The 17,626-nt window shown below is 71.3% G+C and carries 15 protein-coding genes; 3 read left to right on the top strand and 12 right to left on the bottom strand.

All coding sequences use genetic code 11. The features are described 5' to 3' along the window. The first annotated feature begins 101 nt into the window (after positions 1 to 101). Positions 102 to 2,306 carry a WD40/YVTN/BNR-like repeat-containing protein gene (locus IEY89_RS01165; protein ID WP_189145303.1) on the top strand — a complete coding sequence of 735 codons (2,205 nt, stop codon included), beginning with the start codon at positions 102 to 104 and terminating at the stop codon, positions 2,304 to 2,306. 364 nt (positions 2,307 to 2,670) lie between these two features. Here the strand turns inward: IEY89_RS01165 and IEY89_RS01160 are convergent, their stop codons facing one another. After that, positions 2,671 to 3,306 carry a lipoprotein gene (locus IEY89_RS01160; RefSeq protein ID WP_189145302.1) on the bottom strand — a complete coding sequence of 212 codons (636 nt, stop codon included), beginning with the start codon at positions 3,304 to 3,306 and terminating at the stop codon, positions 2,671 to 2,673. Between the two features lie 118 nt (positions 3,307 to 3,424). Next, positions 3,425 to 4,525, bottom strand: a complete 1,101-nt coding sequence (locus tag IEY89_RS01155; RefSeq protein WP_189145301.1) for a citrate synthase 2 — start codon at positions 4,523 to 4,525, stop codon at positions 3,425 to 3,427. A gap of 285 nt (positions 4,526 to 4,810) precedes the next feature. Here IEY89_RS01155 and pdxH point away from each other — a divergent pair, with 285 nt between their 5' ends. Beyond that, complete coding sequence (gene pdxH / locus IEY89_RS01150; RefSeq protein ID WP_189145300.1) at positions 4,811 to 5,482, top strand: pyridoxamine 5'-phosphate oxidase; 672 nt, start codon at positions 4,811 to 4,813, stop codon at positions 5,480 to 5,482. A gap of 18 nt (positions 5,483 to 5,500) precedes the next feature. Here pdxH and IEY89_RS01145 read toward each other — a convergent pair whose 3' ends face one another. The 8 genes from IEY89_RS01145 to IEY89_RS01110 form a co-directional block, all read right to left on the bottom strand. After that, positions 5,501 to 6,139 carry a TetR/AcrR family transcriptional regulator gene (locus IEY89_RS01145; RefSeq protein ID WP_189145299.1) on the bottom strand — a complete coding sequence of 213 codons (639 nt, stop codon included), beginning with the start codon at positions 6,137 to 6,139 and terminating at the stop codon, positions 5,501 to 5,503. Further along, positions 6,127 to 6,864: an enoyl-CoA hydratase family protein gene (locus tag IEY89_RS01140; RefSeq protein WP_189145298.1), complete on the bottom strand. Its 738-nt coding sequence runs from the start codon at positions 6,862 to 6,864 to the stop codon at positions 6,127 to 6,129. Before IEY89_RS01140 ends, IEY89_RS01145 begins: the two co-directional genes overlap by 13 nt. Next, positions 6,861 to 8,450 (bottom strand): 4-coumarate--CoA ligase family protein, encoded by a 1,590-nt coding sequence (locus IEY89_RS01135; RefSeq protein WP_189145297.1) that lies wholly within the window; start codon positions 8,448 to 8,450, stop codon positions 6,861 to 6,863. The genes IEY89_RS01140 and IEY89_RS01135 overlap by 4 nt, the downstream gene beginning before the upstream one ends. A gap of 59 nt (positions 8,451 to 8,509) precedes the next feature. After that, entirely contained in the window at positions 8,510 to 9,691 is a 1,182-nt protein-coding gene (locus IEY89_RS01130; RefSeq protein WP_189145296.1) for an acyl-CoA dehydrogenase family protein, read from the bottom strand. A 106-nt stretch (positions 9,692 to 9,797) separates the two neighbouring features. Continuing rightward, entirely contained in the window at positions 9,798 to 11,666 is a 1,869-nt protein-coding gene (locus IEY89_RS01125; protein WP_189145295.1) for an acetyl/propionyl/methylcrotonyl-CoA carboxylase subunit alpha, read from the bottom strand. Between the two features lie 28 nt (positions 11,667 to 11,694). After that, positions 11,695 to 13,299, bottom strand: a complete 1,605-nt coding sequence (locus tag IEY89_RS01120; RefSeq protein ID WP_189145294.1) for an acyl-CoA carboxylase subunit beta — start codon at positions 13,297 to 13,299, stop codon at positions 11,695 to 11,697. Next, a complete protein-coding gene (locus tag IEY89_RS01115; RefSeq protein ID WP_229695025.1) occupies positions 13,296 to 14,939 on the bottom strand; it encodes an acyclic terpene utilization AtuA family protein in 1,644 nt (547 codons plus the stop codon). Before IEY89_RS01115 ends, IEY89_RS01120 begins: the two co-directional genes overlap by 4 nt. Before the next feature lie 65 nt (positions 14,940 to 15,004). Then, complete coding sequence (locus tag IEY89_RS01110) at positions 15,005 to 15,799, bottom strand: TIGR03084 family metal-binding protein (RefSeq protein ID WP_189145292.1); 795 nt, start codon at positions 15,797 to 15,799, stop codon at positions 15,005 to 15,007. Positions 15,800 to 16,004: 205 nt separating this feature from the next. Between IEY89_RS01110 and IEY89_RS01105 the strand changes: the two genes are divergently transcribed. Then, positions 16,005 to 16,808 (top strand): class I SAM-dependent DNA methyltransferase, encoded by an 804-nt coding sequence (locus tag IEY89_RS01105; protein WP_229694984.1) that lies wholly within the window; start codon positions 16,005 to 16,007, stop codon positions 16,806 to 16,808. Between the two features lie 81 nt (positions 16,809 to 16,889). On the opposite strand, the gene IEY89_RS01100 is transcribed toward IEY89_RS01105, so the two are convergent. After that, positions 16,890 to 17,072, bottom strand: a complete 183-nt coding sequence (locus IEY89_RS01100; RefSeq protein WP_189145290.1) for a hypothetical protein — start codon at positions 17,070 to 17,072, stop codon at positions 16,890 to 16,892. Positions 17,073 to 17,086: 14 nt separating this feature from the next. Then, entirely contained in the window at positions 17,087 to 17,626 is a 540-nt protein-coding gene (locus IEY89_RS01095) for a hypothetical protein (protein ID WP_189145289.1), read from the bottom strand.

The raw sequence follows: 17,626 nt of genomic DNA, 5'->3' as shown, positions 1-17,626 counted from the left end.
AGAGAGCGCATGCACAATGGCGTGGAGTGATCATCGTGTGAGTCGATCACGACCGCACCGTGGCTCAACCTCCCCCTCAGCTCCACAGATTGAGGTATGTCATGCATGCGTCCGATCTGAGTCGGCGTACCGTTCTCGCCGGTACGGCGGCCACCGCCGCACTCGTCGGTCTCCCCTCCCTCCAGGGCCGTTCCCAGGCCATGGAATCGGCGATCGGTTCCGCCGCGGCGGCGCCCTACGAGTGGCGCAACGTGTTCATCGGCGGCACCGGATTCGTCACCGGTGTGGTGTTCCACCCCGCCGTGAAGGGACTCGCCTACGCCCGAACCGACATGGGCGGCGCCTACCGCTGGGACGACGGTGCGGCCCGCTGGATCCCGCTGCTGGACTGGGTCAGCCAGGCCGACCAGAACCTCCTCGGCGTCGAGTCCCTGGCCATCGACCCGGCCCGGCCGAACCGCCTCTACCTCGCCCTCGGCACCTACTCCCAGACCTGGGCGGACAACGGCGCGTTCCTGCGCTCCGACGACCGCGGGGCCACCTGGACCCGTACCGACCTCAAGGTGAAGCTCGGCTCCAACGAGGACGGCCGGGGCACGGGCGAGCGCCTCCTCCTGGACCCGCGCGACAGTGACACCCTGTGGCTGGGCACCCGGCACGACGGCCTCCTCAAGTCGACGGACCGGGGCGCCACCTGGAACACCGCGACGGGCTTCCCGCCCAAGCCCAGCGCCTCCGGCCAGGGCGTCACCGTCCTCGTCGCCGCCGAGCGCACGGTGTACGCCGGCTGGGGTGACGGCGACGGCTCCGCGACCGCGACCACCCTGTACAGCACCACCGACGGCACCACGTGGGTACCCGTCCCCGGGCAGCCGGCCGGGCCCGCGGCCAAGATGCCGATGCGGGCCGCGTACGACAGCCGCGCCAAGGAGCTGTACGTGACGTACGCCAACGCTCCCGGCCCCAACGGTCAGTCCAACGGCAGCGTGCACAAACTGGCCACCACCACCGGTACGTGGACCGATGTCACCCCGGAGAAGCCCGCCGGCTTCGGATACGGCGGGGCCGCTGTCGACCCCCAGCGCACCGGCACCGTCGTCGTCTCCACCAACAACCGCTGGTCGGCGGGTGACACCCTGTTCCGCACCACCGACGGGGGCCGGACCTGGACCTCCCTCGGGGACACGGCGGCCATCGACGTCTCGGAGACCCCCTACCTCAAGTGGGGCAAGGCCGCGCCGACGTTCGGCTGGTGGATCCAGATGGTCGCCATCGACCCGTTCGACTCCCAGCACATCGTCTACGGCACCGGCGCCACCCTCTACGGCACCCGCGACCTGAAGAACTGGGCCCCGCAGATCCGTGGCCTGGAGGAGACGTCGGTGCTCTTCCTGATCTCGCCGCCGACCGGCCAGGCACACCTGCTCAGCGGCTCACGGGACATCGGCGCGCTCTACCACGACCGGCTCACGGTGTCTCCGGCCGGCGGCCTGGCGGCCAACCCCCTCTTCACCACGGCGGCGGGCCTCGCGCAGGCCGCGAACAAGCCGTCCTACGTGGTCCGCACGGGCACGGGTGACAACGGCAACGGCGCCTTCTCGAACGACGGCGGACAGACCTGGGCGCCCTTCAAGTCCCAGCCCGCCGACGCCAAGGAGGCACCGGGGCCGATCGCCACCACCGCGGACGGCGGCGTGCTGGTGTGGTCCTTCGTCCACTGGGACGGCACGAAGCACGCGACGCAGCGTTCCACGGACAACGGGGCCACCTGGTCGGTGGTCTCCTCGTTCCCCGCCGGGGCCACACCGGTGGCGGACCCGGTCGACCCGAAGGTCCTGTACGCGTTCGACACCGCCACCGGAAAGCTGTTCGCCAGCACCGACAAGGGTCTGACGTTCGCCGCCCGGGCCACCGGACTCCCCTCGGGCGACGCCGGATACCAGCTGGCCGCGGCGCCGGGACGCTCCGGAGACCTGTGGCTCAGCACCAAGGGCAACGGACTGTTCCGGTCCACCAACGGCGGCAGTTCCTTCGCGAAGGTCACGAGCTGCCAGGCCTCGTTCACGCTCGGCTTCGGCGCGGCTGCCGAAGGCGCCTCCTACCTCTCGGTCTACCACGTCGCCACCGTGGGAGGCGTCACCGGCGTCTACCGCTCCGACGACGCCGCGAAGACCTGGCGGCGCATCAACGACGACCAGCACCAGTGGGGTTGGATCGGTCAGGCCATCACCGGGGACCCACGCATTCCCGGCATGGTCTATCTGGCCACCAACGGCCGGGGCATCCAGTTCGGGACGCCCGCCTGACACCCGTCCCAGGCGTCCGGGTCGTCTCCGACGTCTCCGTCGTCCGCGTCCCAGCCTCTCGGAAAATAGGTTGATGGGCGGCCGATCGCTTCCTAGGGTGTGGCTTACACATGATGGGAGGTGATCGGGTACATGAGTGAAACCCGGACGCGTGAGGTGGCTGCGGGCTAGCGGCTCGCCACCACGTTCAATGCGGTGCCGGACCGGCGTGGGCGACTGACACGCAGCCGGCCGAATCCAACGCAGTCACCCGACCCGCGAGCTCGCCGGTACGTCCGGCCGGCCCCTCGTCCAGAGGGACCGAGTTCGCGGGTCGTCTGCGTTCAGGGCGCAGGTTCCTTCGGGCCTCAGAGTTCTTCGGCCCTCAGGCCTCTTCGGTCCTCAGGGTTCGCTTGGCGAGTTCGTAGGCCGGGAGCATCGCCTCGTGTTCCTCGGTGTCCAGCCCTCCGAGGTGGACGACGACCGGACCGCGCGGGGTCGTGACGGCGAGGGCACGCTCTTTCTTCGGGGCATCGTCGAACTCGCTCTGGTAGACGTACTCCACCTCGGCGCCGGTGAGGCCGCCCGCCGCGAACGTGCCGTACCTCGCCTTGCCGGCTCCTTCCTCGGCGGCGACGAAGGCCTCCAGCACCGTGCGCGCGTCGGCGTCGCCCGGACCGGCTGTCCAGGCACGCAGGTAGCCGATGTGCCCGGCGGGCTTGGCGTCCACCTCGCAGGCGAGGGACACCGGGCCCTGGCGGAGAGACGCCTCGACCGCTTCCGCCGTCCAGTCCTCGGCGATGTCGAAGGTGACGGGAAGCTCGCAGGCCGAACCGGCGGCTCCGATGCTGCCGCCGCCGCTGACGCCGGTCCCGGCCGCCGTCGCCGAGGCGCTCGCGCTCGCCTTCGGCCCCGCGCCGCCGTCCGGCGCTTCCGAGCAGCCCGCAAGCGCCGCAAGGGCCGCCACCAGCAACGTCACCTGGACCGACCCGTGCCGTCCGTTCCCCGCCCCGACCACCATGTGCCGTGTCTCCCCTCGTCCGGGCGGGACACGTTATCGGAGCGGGCCGCAGTCGGTCGTACCGGCCGTCCTGCCCGGTCAGGGCGTACGTCGGCAGCGCCTCGACCGGGTGACGGCCTCAGCGGGCGATGCCCTCGAACCCCTCGATCTCGCGCGGGTCCCGGGTGCCGGGGCCGACGTAGCGGGCCGACGGGCGTACGAGCCTGCCGGTGCGCTTCTGCTCCAGGATGTGGGCGGACCAGCCGGCCGTGCGGGCGCACGTGAACATGGACGTGAACATGTGGGCCGGGACCTCGGCGAAGTCCAGGACGATCGCCGCCCAGAACTCGACGTTCGTCGCCAGTACCCGGTCCGGGCGGCGGGCGTGCAGCTCCGCCAGCGCGGCCTTCTCCAGGGCCTCGGCGATCTCGAAGCGCGGGGCGCCCAGCTCACGGGCCGTGCGGCGCAGCACGCGCGCGCGTGGGTCCTCGGCCCGGTAGACACGGTGGCCGAAGCCCATCAGACGTTCGCCCTTGTCCAGGGCCTGCTTCACGAACGCGTCCGCGTCGCCCGTGCGTTCGATCTCCTCGATCATGCCGAGGACCCGGGAGGGGGCGCCTCCGTGCAGGGGGCCGCTCATCGCCCCGACCGCGCCCGACAGGGCAGCCGCCACGTCCGCGCCCGTCGACGCGATCACCCGGGCCGTGAACGTGGACGCGTTCATGCCGTGCTCGGCCGCGCTCGTCCAGTAGGCGTCCACCGCGGCCACGTGTTTCGGGTCCGGTTCGCCGCGCCAGCGGATCATGAAGCGCTCGACGACGGACTGCGCCTTGTCGATCTCGCGCTGCGGGACCATGGCGTTGCCCTGGCCGCGCGCCGACTGGGCGACGTAGGAGAGAGCCATCACGGCTGCGCGGGCCAGGTCGTCGCGGGCCGTCTGCTCGTCGATGTCGAGGAGCGGGCGCAGGCCCCAGACGGGCGCGAGCATCGCCAGCGCCGACTGGACGTCCACCCGGATGTCGCCGGAGTGGACCGGGATCGGGAACGGCTCCGCGGGCGGCAGTCCGGGGTTGAAGGCGCCGTCGACGAGGAGGCCCCAGACGTTGCCGAAGGAGACGTGGCCGACCAGGTCCTCGATGTCGACGCCCCGGTACCGGAGTGCGCCGCCCTCCTTGTCCGGTTCGGCGATCTCCGTCTCGAAAGCGACTACTCCCTCTAGTCCGGGTACGAAGTCGGACATCAGGCGGCTCCTCTTGATGTGTGCGACAGATGCTGGGACGGGTGCTGGCTGCGGCTCCGGGTGTGCGGCTGGGTGGCCCGGGTGCGCGAAATTCTGTGTGTCCGGTTCGGTTCCACGGCCATTTCCACACTGCTCGCGGTCCGAAACGGTCACCCTGGTGATGCCCCGTTCGATCGGTCGTTCAATCGGACGGCAACAGCACGATATCCCCGAGTGCCACCTTTGGGGAGCCCTTGCGGCACTCAGTGCCACTCAGTGACGTCGCCGATACGGCAAGATGACTGTGTGACCGACCGCCACCACGCCGTCCCCCTCGACCCCGCCTCGATGCGCAAGCAGTACCGCGCCGACGGTCTCGCCGAGGGCGAGCTGGCCGACGGTCCCATGGAGCAGTTCGCGCGCTGGTTCCGGCAGGCCGCCGAGGAGGCCGGGCTCGTCGAACCCAACGCCATGGTCGTGTCCACGGCCGACGCCGACGGGCGGCCCTCCTCCCGCACCGTGCTGCTGAAGCAGTACGACGGGCAGGGCTTCGTCTTCTTCACCAACTACGGCTCCCGCAAAGGCCTCGACCTGGCCGCCAATCCGTACGTCTCGCTGCTGTTCCCCTGGCTGCCGCTGGCCCGCCAGGTCGTCGTCACGGGCGTCGCACGCCGTACGGGACGCGACGAGACCGCCGCCTACTTCCGCACCCGGCCGCACGGCTCCCAGCTCGGCGCCTGGGCCAGCGAGCAGTCCTCGGTGATCCGCTCCCGGGACGAACTCGAAGCCGCGTACGCCGAGTTGGCCGCCCGCTATCCGGAGGGCGAGCAGGTGCCGGTGCCGCCGAACTGGGGCGGGTACCGGGTGGCACCGGAGACGGTGGAGTTCTGGCAGGGGCGCGAGAACCGGCTGCACGACCGGCTGCGGTACGCGGCGGAGGCGGACGGGAGCTGGCGCGTGGAGCGGCTCAGCCCCTGACGGCCGGACACCGCCGGGTCACGGTGCCGGGCGGTCCAGGGTCTCGTCCAGCAGGGTCGCCCACTGGGCCACCACCCGGTCCCTGCGTCCGCCGTCGTCGGTGAGCAGGTTCGCCAGGCCCAGACCCCGGGACATGTCCAGCAGTCCCTGGACGGTCTCCCGTACACCCGGACGGGACTCGTCGGCGTCCAGCAGGTCCACCGCGATGCGGTGGGTCTCGCGGCCCACGCGGGCCTCCAGCTCGGTGACGCGCGGGCGCAGTTGCTCCTCGTTCGAGGCGGCCACCCAGAGGTGGAGGGCGGCGCGGAAGAGGGGGCCGGTGTAGAGGTCGACCAGGGCCGCGACCACCGCGCGGCGGTCGGCGGCGCCCTCGGGGAAGAGGGCGCGCAGGGCGGTGGAGCGCTCCTCGGCGACGTACTCGACGGCGGCCGTGAACAGGTCCTCGCGGGTCGGGAAGTGGTGCTGGGCGGCGCCCCGGGAGACGCCGGCGCGTTCGGCGACGACGGAGACCGTGGAGCCGGCCCAGCCGTGTTCGGCGAGGCAGGCCACGGCGGCCTCCAGCAGCCGCCTGCGGGTGGCCCGGCTGCGGTCCTGCTTCGGTTCGCGACGTGACGCGCGTGCTGCCTCACGCTTCGCTTCGCGCGCTACAACGTCCATGCCGGGTCCCGTCGTTCGAGGAAGGCCGTCATCCCCTCGCGGGCCTCGGCGGAGGCGAACAGCCGTGCCGACAGGGCGGTCAGCTCGGTGGTGTCCCGGTCGAAGATCTCCAGCACCTTAGCCGTGAGCAGCCGCTTCGTCTCCGCCAGGGCGCCCGGCGCCGCCCTGCGCAGCCCGTCGAGGACCGGCTCCAGGGCCGCGTCGACGTCCTCGGCCGCCTCCGTGAGAAGGCCGGTACGGGCAGCCTCCACTGCGTCGAAGCGGGCGCCGGTGAGGTAGTGGCGGGCGGCGGCACGCGGGGCGAGGCGTGGCAGCAGCGGCATCGAGATGACGGCGGGCGCGACGCCGATCCGTACCTCCGTGAACGCGAAGGACGCCCCCGGACCACCGATCGCGAGGTCGCACGCGCCCAGCAGGCCGAGACCGCCCGCCCGTACATGGCCGGTCACCCGTGCGACCACCGGTTTCGGCAGCTCCAGCAGTTGCCGGAGCAGACCGACGAAGGCCGCCGGGTCGGGCGGCTGCTTCAGGTCCGCACCCGCGCAGAACGTGTTCCCGGTGTGGGTGAGGACGACCGCGCGTACGGCCGGGTCCTTGCCGCAGTCCGTGAGCGCGTCCGCCAGATCCCGCACGAGGTGCGCGGACAGGGCGTTGCGGGTCGCGGGCGCGTCCAGGGTGAGCGTGGCGATGCCAAGCGCGCGCGTGGCGACGACTGCCGGTGTCACGTCTTCTCCCTCGGTTCCCTCAGCTGGCGGCGCAGGATCTTGCCCGAGGCGGCCCTCGGTACGCCGTCGACGAAGGTGACGTGCCGGACACGCTTGTACGGGGCGACGCGCTCGGCGACGTACATCATGACCTCTCCTTCGGAGAGGTCGGTGGCGGACGGCTGGCGGACCACGTACGCGTGCGGGACCTCGTTGTTGTCCTCGTTGTAGACGCCGATGACGGCCGCGTCGGCGATCCCGGGATGCGTGAGGAGCAGGGCTTCGAGTTCGGCGGGGGCCACCTGGAAGCCCTTGTACTTGATGAGCTCCTTCACCCGGTCCACGACGAACAGCCAGCCGTCGGCGTCGACGCGGCCGACGTCCCCGGTGTGCAGCCAGCCGTCGGCGTCGATCATCGCGGCCGTCGCGTCGGGGTTCTTGAGATACCCCTTCATCACCTGGGGGCCGCGGATGGCGATCTCGCCGGCCGCGCCGTCGTCGGCGTCCGCGTCCGCGTCGGGATCCGGGTCGTCGAGGGAGAGGATCCGCATCTCGGTGTTCGGGAGTAGCCTGCCGACCGTCCCGGGAGGGGCGGTGCCCATGTCGTCCAGGGGAACGATGTGGGTGCCCGGGGACAGTTCCGTCATGCCGTACGCCTGGCCGACCGGCGGCAGGCCGAGCCGCTTCGAGCAGGCGGCGGCGAGTGCCGCGTCCAGGGGAGCGGCGGAGCTGATGAGGTACTTCAGGGACGACAGGTCGTGGTTCGCGACCGCCGGGTGCTTCGCCAGGGCGAGGACGATCGGCGGGGCCACGAACAGGCCGGTGATGCGGTGCTTCTCGATGGCGGCGAGGAACGTGTCGAGGTCGAAGCGGGGCAGGACGATGACGGTGGCACCCTGCTTCAGGGGCATGTTCATGAGAGCGGTCAGGCCGTAGATGTGGAAGAACGGCAGAACGGCCAGGATGCGGTCGCCGGGTGCCACCGAGACGCACTGCGCGAGCTGTTCGAGGTTCGTGGCGATGGACCGGTGCGTGAGCATCACCCCCTTGGGGACACCGGTCGTCCCGGAGGAGTACGGAAGGGCCGCCACGTCCTCCGCCGGGTCGATGTCGATCTCCGGTTCGGGCGCGGCCGAGGCGAGCATGTCGATGAGCGAGCGGTGCCCCGGCGCGCTGTCGCAGACGAGGATCTCCCGTACGCCGCCCGCCCGTTCGGCCGCCTCCCGGGCCGCCTCCAGGAGCGGTGAGACGGTGACGATCCAGTCGGCGCCCGAGTCGCGCAGCTGCCCCGCGAACTCCTCGGCGGTGGCGAGCGGGTGCACGGTCGTCACGGTGGCACCCGCGCGCGTGGCGGCGTAGAAGGCGGTCGGGAAGGCGATGGTGTTCGGGCTGTGCAGGGCGAGGACATCACCCTTGCCGACGCCCGCCTCGGCGAGCCCGGCGGCCATCCGCCGGTGGAAACGGTCCAGTTGGTCGTACGTGAGCGTGGTCCCGTCGACGCCGTCGACGAGGGCGGGCGCGTCGCCGAACTCGGCGGCCCGGCCCAACACCGCCTCGTGGATGGGGAGATCGACGGGTTGGACGTCTGCGTACTCGCTGCGGAACATGGTTCCTCCTCGCGCAAAACCGTGCCGGGTCGGGCCGCGTGCGGTCGGGCTGTGCCGGGTCAGTACGACTTGGGCAGGCCCAGGGTCTGGTGGGAGACGTAGTTGAGAATCATCTCCCGGCTCACCGGAGCGATACGAGCCACGCGGGCGACCGTTATCAGCGAGGCGAGCCCGAACTCCCGGGTGAGGCCGTTGCCGCCGAGCGTGTGCACGGCCTGGTCGACGGCCTTCACACAGGCCTCCCCGGCCGCGTACTTGGCCATGTTGGCCGCCTCGCCCGCGCCGACGTCGTCACCGGCGTCGTAGAGCGCGGCGGCCTTCCGCATCATCAGGCGGGCGAGTTCGAGGTCGATGTGCGCCTGGGCGAGCGGGTGCGCGACGGCCTGGTGGGCGCCGATGGGCTCCTTCCAGACGGTGCGCTCCTTGGCGTACCGGACGGCCGTGTCGAGCGCGTACCGCCCGATGCCGATGGCGAACGCGGCCGTCATGACGCGTTCCGGGTTGAGCCCGGCGAAGAGCTGGAGCAGCCCGGCGTCCTCGTCGCCGACGAGCGCGTCGGCGGGCAGCCGTACGTCGTCGAGGGTCAGCTCGAACTGTTTCTCCGGGGACTCGATGTCCATGTCGATCCGGCGCCGCGTGAAGCCTTCGGCGTCGCGCGGGACGATGAACAGGCAGGGTTTCAGCCCTCCCGTACGGCCCTCTTTGTCGGACACGGTCTCCGTACGGCCGACCACCAGGACGGCGTCCGCGATGTCGACGCCCGAGATGAAGACCTTGCGGCCGGTCAGGAGCCAGTCGCCGGTGTCCGGGTCGCGGCGGGCGGTGGTGGTGATGCGGTGGCTGTTGGAGCCGGCGTCGGGTTCGGTGATGCCGAAGGCCATGGTGCGGGTGCCGTCGGCGATTCCGGGGAGCCAGTCCTGTTTCTGGGTGTCCGTGCCGAAGCGGGCGATGACGGTGCCGCAGATCGCCGGGGACACGATCAGCATGAGGAGGGGGCAGCCTGCGGCGCCCAGCTCTTCGAGGACGATGGAGAGTTCGGCTATGCCACCGCCTCCACCGCCGTATGCCTCCGGCAGGTTGACGCCGAGGTAGCCGAGTTTGGCGGCGTCTGCCCAGAGTTCGGTGGGGTGGCGGTTCTCTCGGGTGACTGCGGCCAGGTAGTCGCGGCCGTAACGCTTGCCCAGGGAGGCCACTGCGGTGCGTAGGGCTTTGTGTTCCTCGGAGTCGATCATTGCGGTCATGAAGGGTCCTAAGGGGGAAGGGGGATCGGTTGTGTGGTGGGTGCGGGCCCGTGGGGGCTGGTCGCGCTCACGCGGCGGAGCCGCATATCGATACAGTCCCGCGCCCCTAGGTCTGATCCACTACTGCCAGCAACATGCCGACCTCTACCTGTTGCCCAGGCCTGGCGTGAAGGGCCGTGAGCGTGCCTGTGGCGGGAGCCGTGATCTTGTGTTCCATCTTCATCGCCTCCAGCCAGAACAGGGGCTCTCCGGCCTGCACAGGGCCTCCTACGGCCAAGCCCTGCGCCACCCTCACCACCGTCCCCGGCATGGGCGCCAGCAGGGAACCCGGGGCGTGGTGTGCCGTCGGGTCCGGGAAGCGGGGCAGGGGGGTGAGGGTCGTGGTGTTGACGTGGGTCCGGTCGGCGTACCTCGTGACCTCGTACTTCCTTCGTACGCCTGCCACTTCGAGGACGACGAGAGCCGCGTCGGCGTGGACGACCCGTACCCCGTCCGCCTCCGCCGTCAGGCCCTCCCGGGTGTGGCGGTAGGTCACCTCGTGTTCCTCGCCGTCCGCCGTCGCGTACCGCTTGACCTGCGGTTGGGCGGGCAGGTTGCGCCAGCCGCCGAAGCGGGAGCGGCCGTGGGAGTCGGCCAGGGCCGCCGCCAGGGGGGCGTGGGGGTCGGGGGTCGGCTCGGTGAGTGAGGGGAGGTGACGGTCGTAGAAACCCGTGTTCATCCGGGCCGTCGTGAACTCGCTGTGGCGCAGGGAGCGGACGAGGAGGTCGCGGTTGGTGATCGGGCCGTGGATCGTCGCCCGTTCCAGGGCGCCCGCCAGTTTGCGGATCGCCTCCGCGCGCGTGGGGGCGTGTACGACGACCTTGGCGAGCATCGGGTCGTAGTGGACGGGGATCGGGTCGCCGTCGGCGTACCCGGTGTCCAGGCGGATGTCCGGCGATCGCGGGACCGCCAGGCGGTGCAGGGTGCCGGTCTGCGGGGTCCACCCTTGTGCCGGGTCCTCGGCGTACAAGCGGGCCTCTATCGCGTGGCCACGCGCGCGTGGAGGGCCGGTTTCGAGCGCCTCGAGAGCACAGCCCTCCGCGACGCGTATCTGCAGGGCCACCAGGTCGATGCCGAAGACGGCCTCCGTGACCGGGTGTTCGACCTGGAGGCGGGTGTTCATCTCCAGGAAGTGGGCCGTGCCGTCCTCCCCCACGAGGAACTCGACCGTGCCGGCGCCCGTGTAGTCGACGGCGCGGGCCGCCCGTACCGCCAGTTCGCGGAGTTCGGCGGTGAGTGTCTCCGGGACGCCGGGCGCCGGGGACTCCTCGATCACCTTCTGGTGGCGGCGCTGGAGGGAGCAGTCGCGGGTGCCGAGCGCCCACACCGTGCCGTGGGTGTCGGCCAGGACCTGGACCTCGATGTGCCGGCCGCCCTCCACATACGGCTCGACGAAGACCTCGCCGTTCCCGAAGGCGCTGTGGGCCTCGGCGCGGGCCGCCTCCAACTCGCCGTCCAGGTCGGCGAGTCGACGTACGACACGCATACCGCGCCCGCCGCCGCCCGCCGCCGCCTTGACCAGTACCGGCAGGTCGGCCTCGGTGACGTCGGCCAGCGGCTTGAGCCCCAACAGCTGCTTGGCGCGCGTCTTGGACGCCATCGCCTCGATCGCGGCCGGGGGCGGGCCGATCCACACGAGCCCCGCGTCGAGTACGGCACGCGCGAAACCGGCGTTCTCGGAGAGGAAGCCGTACCCGGGGTGCACGGCGTCCGCGCCCGCCGCCAGCGCCGCCTTCACGATGAGGTCACCGCGCAGATACGTGTCCGCGGAGGCGGTCCCCGGCAGCCGTACCGCCGCGTCGGCCATGCGCGCGTGGAGGGCGTTCTCGTCGGCGTCCGAGTGCACGGCGACCGTCCGGATGCCCAGTTCACGGCAGGTGCGGAAGACGCGGCAGGCGATCTCGCCCCGGTTGGCGACGAGCACGGACGTGATCACAGTTGATTCCCCAGGCACTGTTGATTCCTCACATTCGGAAGACGCCGAAGCCGCCGCGGGCGCCCTCGTAGGGGGCGGTGTGGATCGCGGAGAGGCACAGGCCGAGGACGGTTCGGGTGTCGCGCGGGTCGATGACGCCGTCGTCGTACAGCCGCCCGGAGAGGAACATCGGCAGGGACTCGGCCTCGATCTGCCGCTCCACCATGGCCCGTAGCGCGGCGTCGCCCTCCTCGTCGTACGGCAGCCCCCTGGTGGCGGCCGACTGACGGGCGACGATCGACAGCACGCCGGCGAGCTGCTGGGGGCCCATGACGGCGGACTTGGCGCTGGGCCAGGCGAAGAGGAAGCGGGGATCGTAGGCGCGCCCGCACATGCCGTAGTGCCCGGCACCGTACGACGCCCCCATGAGGACGGAGAGGTGCGGGACGCGGGAGTTGGCGACCGCGTTGATCATCATCGCGCCGTGCTTGATGATGCCGCCCTGCTCGTACTCCTTGCCGACCATGTAGCCGGTGGTGTTGTGGAGGAAGAGGAGGGGGATGTCGCGCTGGTTGGCGAGTTGGATGAACTGGGCGGCCTTCTGCGACTCCGCGCTGAAGAGGACTCCCTGGGCGTTGGCGAGGATGCCGACCGGATAGCCGTGCAGCGTGGCCCAGCCGGTCACGAGACTGGTCCCGTAGAGGGGCTTGAACTCGTCGAAGTCGGAGGCGTCGACGATGCGCGCGACGACCTCGCGGGGGTCGAAGGGCACCTTCAGGTCGCCCGGGACGATCCCCAGCAGCTCCTCCGCGTCGTACTTCGGCGGCTGGACGTCGGCGGGGCTCGGATCGGCGTACGCCTTGCGGTGGTTGAGACGGGCGACGACCCGGCGGGCCTGGCGCAGGGCGTCGTGCTCGTCGAGGGCGAAGTGGTCCGCGAGGCCCGACACGCGCGCGTGCATCTCGGCGCCGCCCAGCGACTCGTCGTCGCTCTCCTCCCCGGTGGCCATCTTCACGAGGGGCGGCCCGCCGAGGAACACCTTGGCACGCTCCTTGACCATGATCACGTGATCGGACATGCCGGGGATGTACGCCCCGCCGGCCGTCGAGTTCCCGAACACCACGGCCACCGTGGGAATCCCGGCGGCGGAGAGCCGGGTGAGGTCGCGGAAGACGGCTCCCCCGGGGATGAAGATCTCCTTCTGGGACGGGAGATCCGCGCCGCCGGACTCGACGAGGCTGATGAAGGGCAGCCGGTTGGCGAGCGCGATGTCGTCGGCGCGCAGGGCCTTCTTCAGACTCCAGGGGTTGCTGGCGCCGCCGCGCACGGTCGGATCGTTGGCCGTGATCAGACACTCGACACCCTCGACCACCCCGATCCCGGTGACGAGAGAGGCCCCGACGGTGTACTCGCTCCCCCAGGCCGCGAGCGGTGACAGCTCCAGGAAGGGCGTGTCGGGGTCGAGGAGCAGCTCGATGCGCTCGCGGGCGAGGAGCTTGCCGCGGGCGTGGTGCCGGGCGGTGTACTTCTCCCCGCCGCCCGCGAGTGCCTTGGCGTGTTCGGCGTCGAGGTCGGCGAGTCTGCCGAGCATGGACGCGCGGTGGCCGGCGAAATCGGCGCCGCTGATGTCGAGGCTGGAGGTCAGGACCGTCACAGCAGGGCCTCCGGTATGTCGAGGTGCCGGGAGCGCAGCCATTCGCCGAGCGCCTTGGCCTGCGGGTCGAAGCGGTGCTGCGCGGCGACGCCCTCGCCGAGGATCCCCTCGACGGTGAAGTTGAGGGCGCGCAGGTGCGGGAGGGTGTGGCGTACGACGGTCAGGTCGGCGGTCTCCGGGAGCAGTTCGCAGAATCGGGTGACGGTGAGGGTGTGCGCGAGCCAGCGCCAGGCCTCGTCCGTACGCGCCCAGACACCGACGTTGGCGTTGCCGCCCTTGTCACCGCTGCGGGCACCGGCGACGAGCCCGAGGGGGGCGCGGCGGGCCGGGCCGGACGGCAGCGGGTCGGGCAGGGGTGGTTTCGGCTGCTCTTCGAGTACGAGGGTGTCGTGCGGCGGCGGTACGGGGATCCGGCGTCCGTCGTCCAGGACGGCCACGTGGTCCACGGCGTCCTGAGGGACGTACTCCGCCTCGAAGATCCCGTAGGGGGCGCCCTTTCCGGGAGGCGCCAGGACGTGGAACCCGGGGTAGCTGGCGAGGGCGAGTTCGACGGCGGCGCCGCTGAGGGTGCGGCCCACGGTGTTCCGGTCGGGGTCGCGGACGACGAGCCGGAGGAGGGCACTGGCGGTCTCCTCGGTGGGGGCGTCGGGGTGGTCGGTGCGGGCGAGGGTCCAACTGACCTCGGCGGGGCGGGACGTGGCCGTGTAGAGCACGCTCTCCAGCTGGTCCCGGACGAGCGCGGCCTTGTGTTCGATGTCGAGCCCGGTGAGGACGAAGGTGACCTCGTTGCGGAAACCGCCGAGCCGGTTGAGGCCGACCTTGAGGGTGGGCGGGGGCGATTCCCCTCTCACCCCGTGGATACGTACCCGGTCGGGGCCCTCCTGGGTGAGGCGGACGGTGTCGAGGCGGGCGGTGACGTCGGGGCCGGCGTACCGGGCGCCCTGTGTCTCGTACAGGAGTTGGGCGGTGACCGTGCCGATGTCGACGACGCCACCGGTGCCGGGGTGCTTGGTGATGACGCTCGTGCCGTCGGGGTGGATCTCGGCGAGGGGGAAGCCGGGGTGGCGGAGGGTGCCTCGGTCGCGGCGTGCGTGCTCGGCGAAGAAGGCGTAGTTGCCGCCCGTGGCCTGCGCTCCGCACTCCAGCACGTGCCCGGCGACCACCGCGCCCGCGAGTCGGTCGTGGTCCTCAGGTCCCCAGCCGAAGTGGGCGGCGGCCGGTCCGACGACGAGGGCGGCGTCGGTGACCCGGCCGGTGACGACGATGTCCGCGCCCTCGCGCAGACAGGCGGCTATGCCGAAGGCACCCAGGTAGGCGTGCGCGGCAAGGCTGTTGGGGTGGCCGGCGGTGAGGTCGTCGCCCTCGACGTGGGCGACGCGGACGGGGATGCCGAGTCGGTCGGCGAGTTTCCTGACGTTCTCCGCGAGGCCCGCCGGGTTGAGGCCACCGGCGTTGGCGACGATCCGTACCCCGCGCTCATGGGCGAGCCCGAGGCACTCCTCCAACTGCCGCAGGAAGGTGCGGGCATACCCGGCCGACGGATCCTTGAGGCGGTCGCGGCCGAGGATGAGCATGGTCAGCTCGGCCAGGTAGTCCCCGGTGAGGACGTCGAGTCGGCCGCCGGTGAGCATCTCGCGCATGGCGTCGAAACGGTCGCCGTAGAAGCCGGAGGCGTTGCCTATGCGGAGGGGGATTCCCGGGGCCGTCACCGTGCGTTCCCCTCCGGTGCGCGCCCGCTGCCCGGCGGTCCCGCGAAGGCCTGGGCGATGTCGAGCCACCGGTCGGCGTCGGGGCCTTCGGCGCGCAGGGCGAGGTCGGTGCGGTGGGCGCGCTGGGTGACGAGGAGGCAGAAGTCGAGGGCGGGGCCGGTGACGCGCTGGGGTGCGTCGGACGGGCCGTACGTCCACAACTCACCTGTCGGGCTGGCCAGTTCGACGCGGAATTCACCGGCGGGCGGGGTGAGACCTCGTACGGCGAACGCGAAGTCCCGGGTGCGTACGCCGATGCGTACGACATGCCGGAGCCGGTCGGTGGGGGCGCGCTCGACGCCGAGCGCGTCGGCGATGTCCTGGCCGTGGGCCCAGGTCTCCATCAGGCGGCCGGTGGCCATGGAGGCGGCGGACATGGGTGGGCCGTACCAGGGGAAGCGGGCACCGGCGGGGGCCGCGCGCAGGGCCGCCTCCAGCGCGCCGCGGCCCGCACGCCACTCGGCGAGCAGTCGCGCGGGGGGCTGTGCGGCGCCCTGCGCGGCCCCCTCGTCGACGAAGCCCTCGGGCGACGCGAGCGCCTTCTCGACCTCGCCCACGAAGGCGCCGGCATCCGTGACGGCGAGCAGCGCGGAACGGTCCGTCCAGACGAGGTGGGCGATCTGGTGGGCGACGGTCCAGGCGGGGGCGGGGGTGTCGAGGGCCCACTGCTCGGCGCCCAACTCGGCGACCAGCTCGTCGAGTTGGGCGCCCTCCTGACGCAGGTCGTCGATGACGGCCGACGGGTCGGACACGAGGCGCTTCCTTTCGGGCACGACGACGTGCCGGGCGATGCGGCGTGGTGCGGTCCGTCCTCGAAGGATGGCAGCGCGACCAGAAACAAGCAAGCATGCTTGCATTGAACGAGGGTTGTGGGAGTGGGTGGGCCTTCGTTTCAGTCGGTCGTCCCGCTGCCAAATTCGGATGCACCGCGATGGCACCCCGCAGTACGGTCCCCCGGTGACTGACTCAGACGCCGGAACCGCCCAAGGCCGAGCCGCAGACGACGATGACCATGACGGTGACGGCTACTTCGGGGAAGCGGTGGCCGCGGAGTACGACGACCCCTCCTCCCCCATGTTCACGCCCGCCGCCATCGAACCGGCGGCCGATTTCCTGGCTGGGCTGGCCGGTGACGGTCGGGCCCTCGAACTCGGGATCGGGACGGGACGTATCGCGTTGCCGTTGGCGCGGCGCGGGGTCGAGGTGCACGGGATCGACATGTCCCGGGCGATGGTGGCCCGGCTGCGGGCCAAGCCGGGCGGGGACGCGGTCGGGGTGACGATCGGGGACTTCTCGGCGACGAGGGCGAGTACGACGGGCGGGGACTTCTCCGTCGCCTACCTCGTCTACAACACGATCATGAACCTGACCTCGCAGGAGGCGCAGGTGGCGTGCTTCCGCAATGTCGCGGAGCATCTGGCGCCCGGCGGGACCTTCGTCGTCGAGGTCAGCGTGCCTCGGCTGCGCGGCCTGGCGCCCGGCCAGAACGTCGTACCTTTCCACACGAGCCCGACGCGCTGGGCCTTCGACATGTACGACGTCGCAACCCAGGCGACCAGCTCGAACTACGTCGAGGTGGTGGACGGCCGCGGATCGTACCGCTCGATTCCGTTCCGGTACGTGTGGCCGTCCGAGCTCGACCTGATGGCCCAGCTGGCCGGAATGCGGCTGCGTGAGCGGTGGGACGGGTGGACGCGGGAGCCGTTCACGAGCGAGAGCACGAAGCACGTGTCGGTGTGGGAGAAGCCGACGACCGGCTGAGGCACCGCACCGGACACGGCTCAGCACTCGCCGGTCGCCGGTCGCCGGTCGCCGGTCGCCGGTCGCCGCCAGCTTGCCGGGTCAGTCGCCCGAGTAACCGAAGATGCCCAGGTGGGTCGGCTCGTCGCCGGTGTACAGGATGACGTACACACCCGTCCATCGCATGTGGCACTCGTCGATCAGGTTCCCCTTGGGGTCCGTATGGCCGCCCATCGCCCCGTACGCCTCGTCGAGCCGTGCCTGGAACCGCTCCGGCGTCAGCACTCCACCACGGGCGCTCAGTCTTCGTCGACCGACCTGGACAGAGCCTCGCTGATCATGCGGGTGGCGAAGTCGGGGTCTTCGGTGATGCGGTTGATGTGCTCCGCGAGCAGGAAGGCGGTGGCCTCCAGGGGAGTCATCTCCTTCTCGGTCCAGTCGCCGTACTGCTTGCGCCACAGGTTGGGGCTCAGGCCGGTACCGGCGGCGATGACCAGTCCGGCCATGGTGGGGATCGCCTCGGGGCGGACGCTCTTGGGCATCATGCGCATCGAGGCCACGAGACTGGGGACCACGTACTCGATGACGTCCTTGCCGTGTTCCTCGTGGGCCTTCCGCAGCCACGTCATGAACATGTAGATGAGGGTGCACGCGCCGTCGAGCAGGTCATGGGCCCCCTTGGGGCCCAACGACGCGGTGAACTGGTCGATCAGCTTCTGCTGTTCGGGGTCCCTCCCGGTCTTGCCGCTGTGGACGCTCCTGAGTTGGGAGTCGATGACCAGGAGCGCCGCGCCCACATCACCGACGGGAGCGTGCTGGGGATCGCAGGGCGATGACAC

The organism is Streptomyces lacrimifluminis, assembly GCF_014646095.1.
In the GTDB taxonomy this organism is placed as follows: domain Bacteria; phylum Actinomycetota; class Actinomycetes; order Streptomycetales; family Streptomycetaceae; genus Streptomyces; species Streptomyces lacrimifluminis.
This window is presented reverse-complemented; position numbering and strand designations above follow the sequence as displayed.

Coding starts and splice junctions, on each gene's coding strand:
- IEY89_RS01165 (WP_189145303.1), top strand. CDS start 102: ATGCATGCGTCCGATCTGAGTCGGCGTACCGTTCTCGCCGGTACGGCG.
- IEY89_RS01155 (WP_189145301.1), bottom strand. CDS start 4,525: ATGTCCGACTTCGTACCCGGACTAGAGGGAGTAGTCGCTTTCGAGACG.
- IEY89_RS01130 (WP_189145296.1), bottom strand. CDS start 9,691: ATGACCGCAATGATCGACTCCGAGGAACACAAAGCCCTACGCACCGCA.
- IEY89_RS01115 (WP_229695025.1), bottom strand. CDS start 14,939: ATGCGCGAGATGCTCACCGGCGGCCGACTCGACGTCCTCACCGGGGAC.
- IEY89_RS01145 (WP_189145299.1), bottom strand. CDS start 6,139: ATGGACGTTGTAGCGCGCGAAGCGAAGCGTGAGGCAGCACGCGCGTCA.
- IEY89_RS01160 (WP_189145302.1), bottom strand. CDS start 3,306: ATGGTGGTCGGGGCGGGGAACGGACGGCACGGGTCGGTCCAGGTGACG.
- IEY89_RS01135 (WP_189145297.1), bottom strand. CDS start 8,450: ATGTTCCGCAGCGAGTACGCAGACGTCCAACCCGTCGATCTCCCCATC.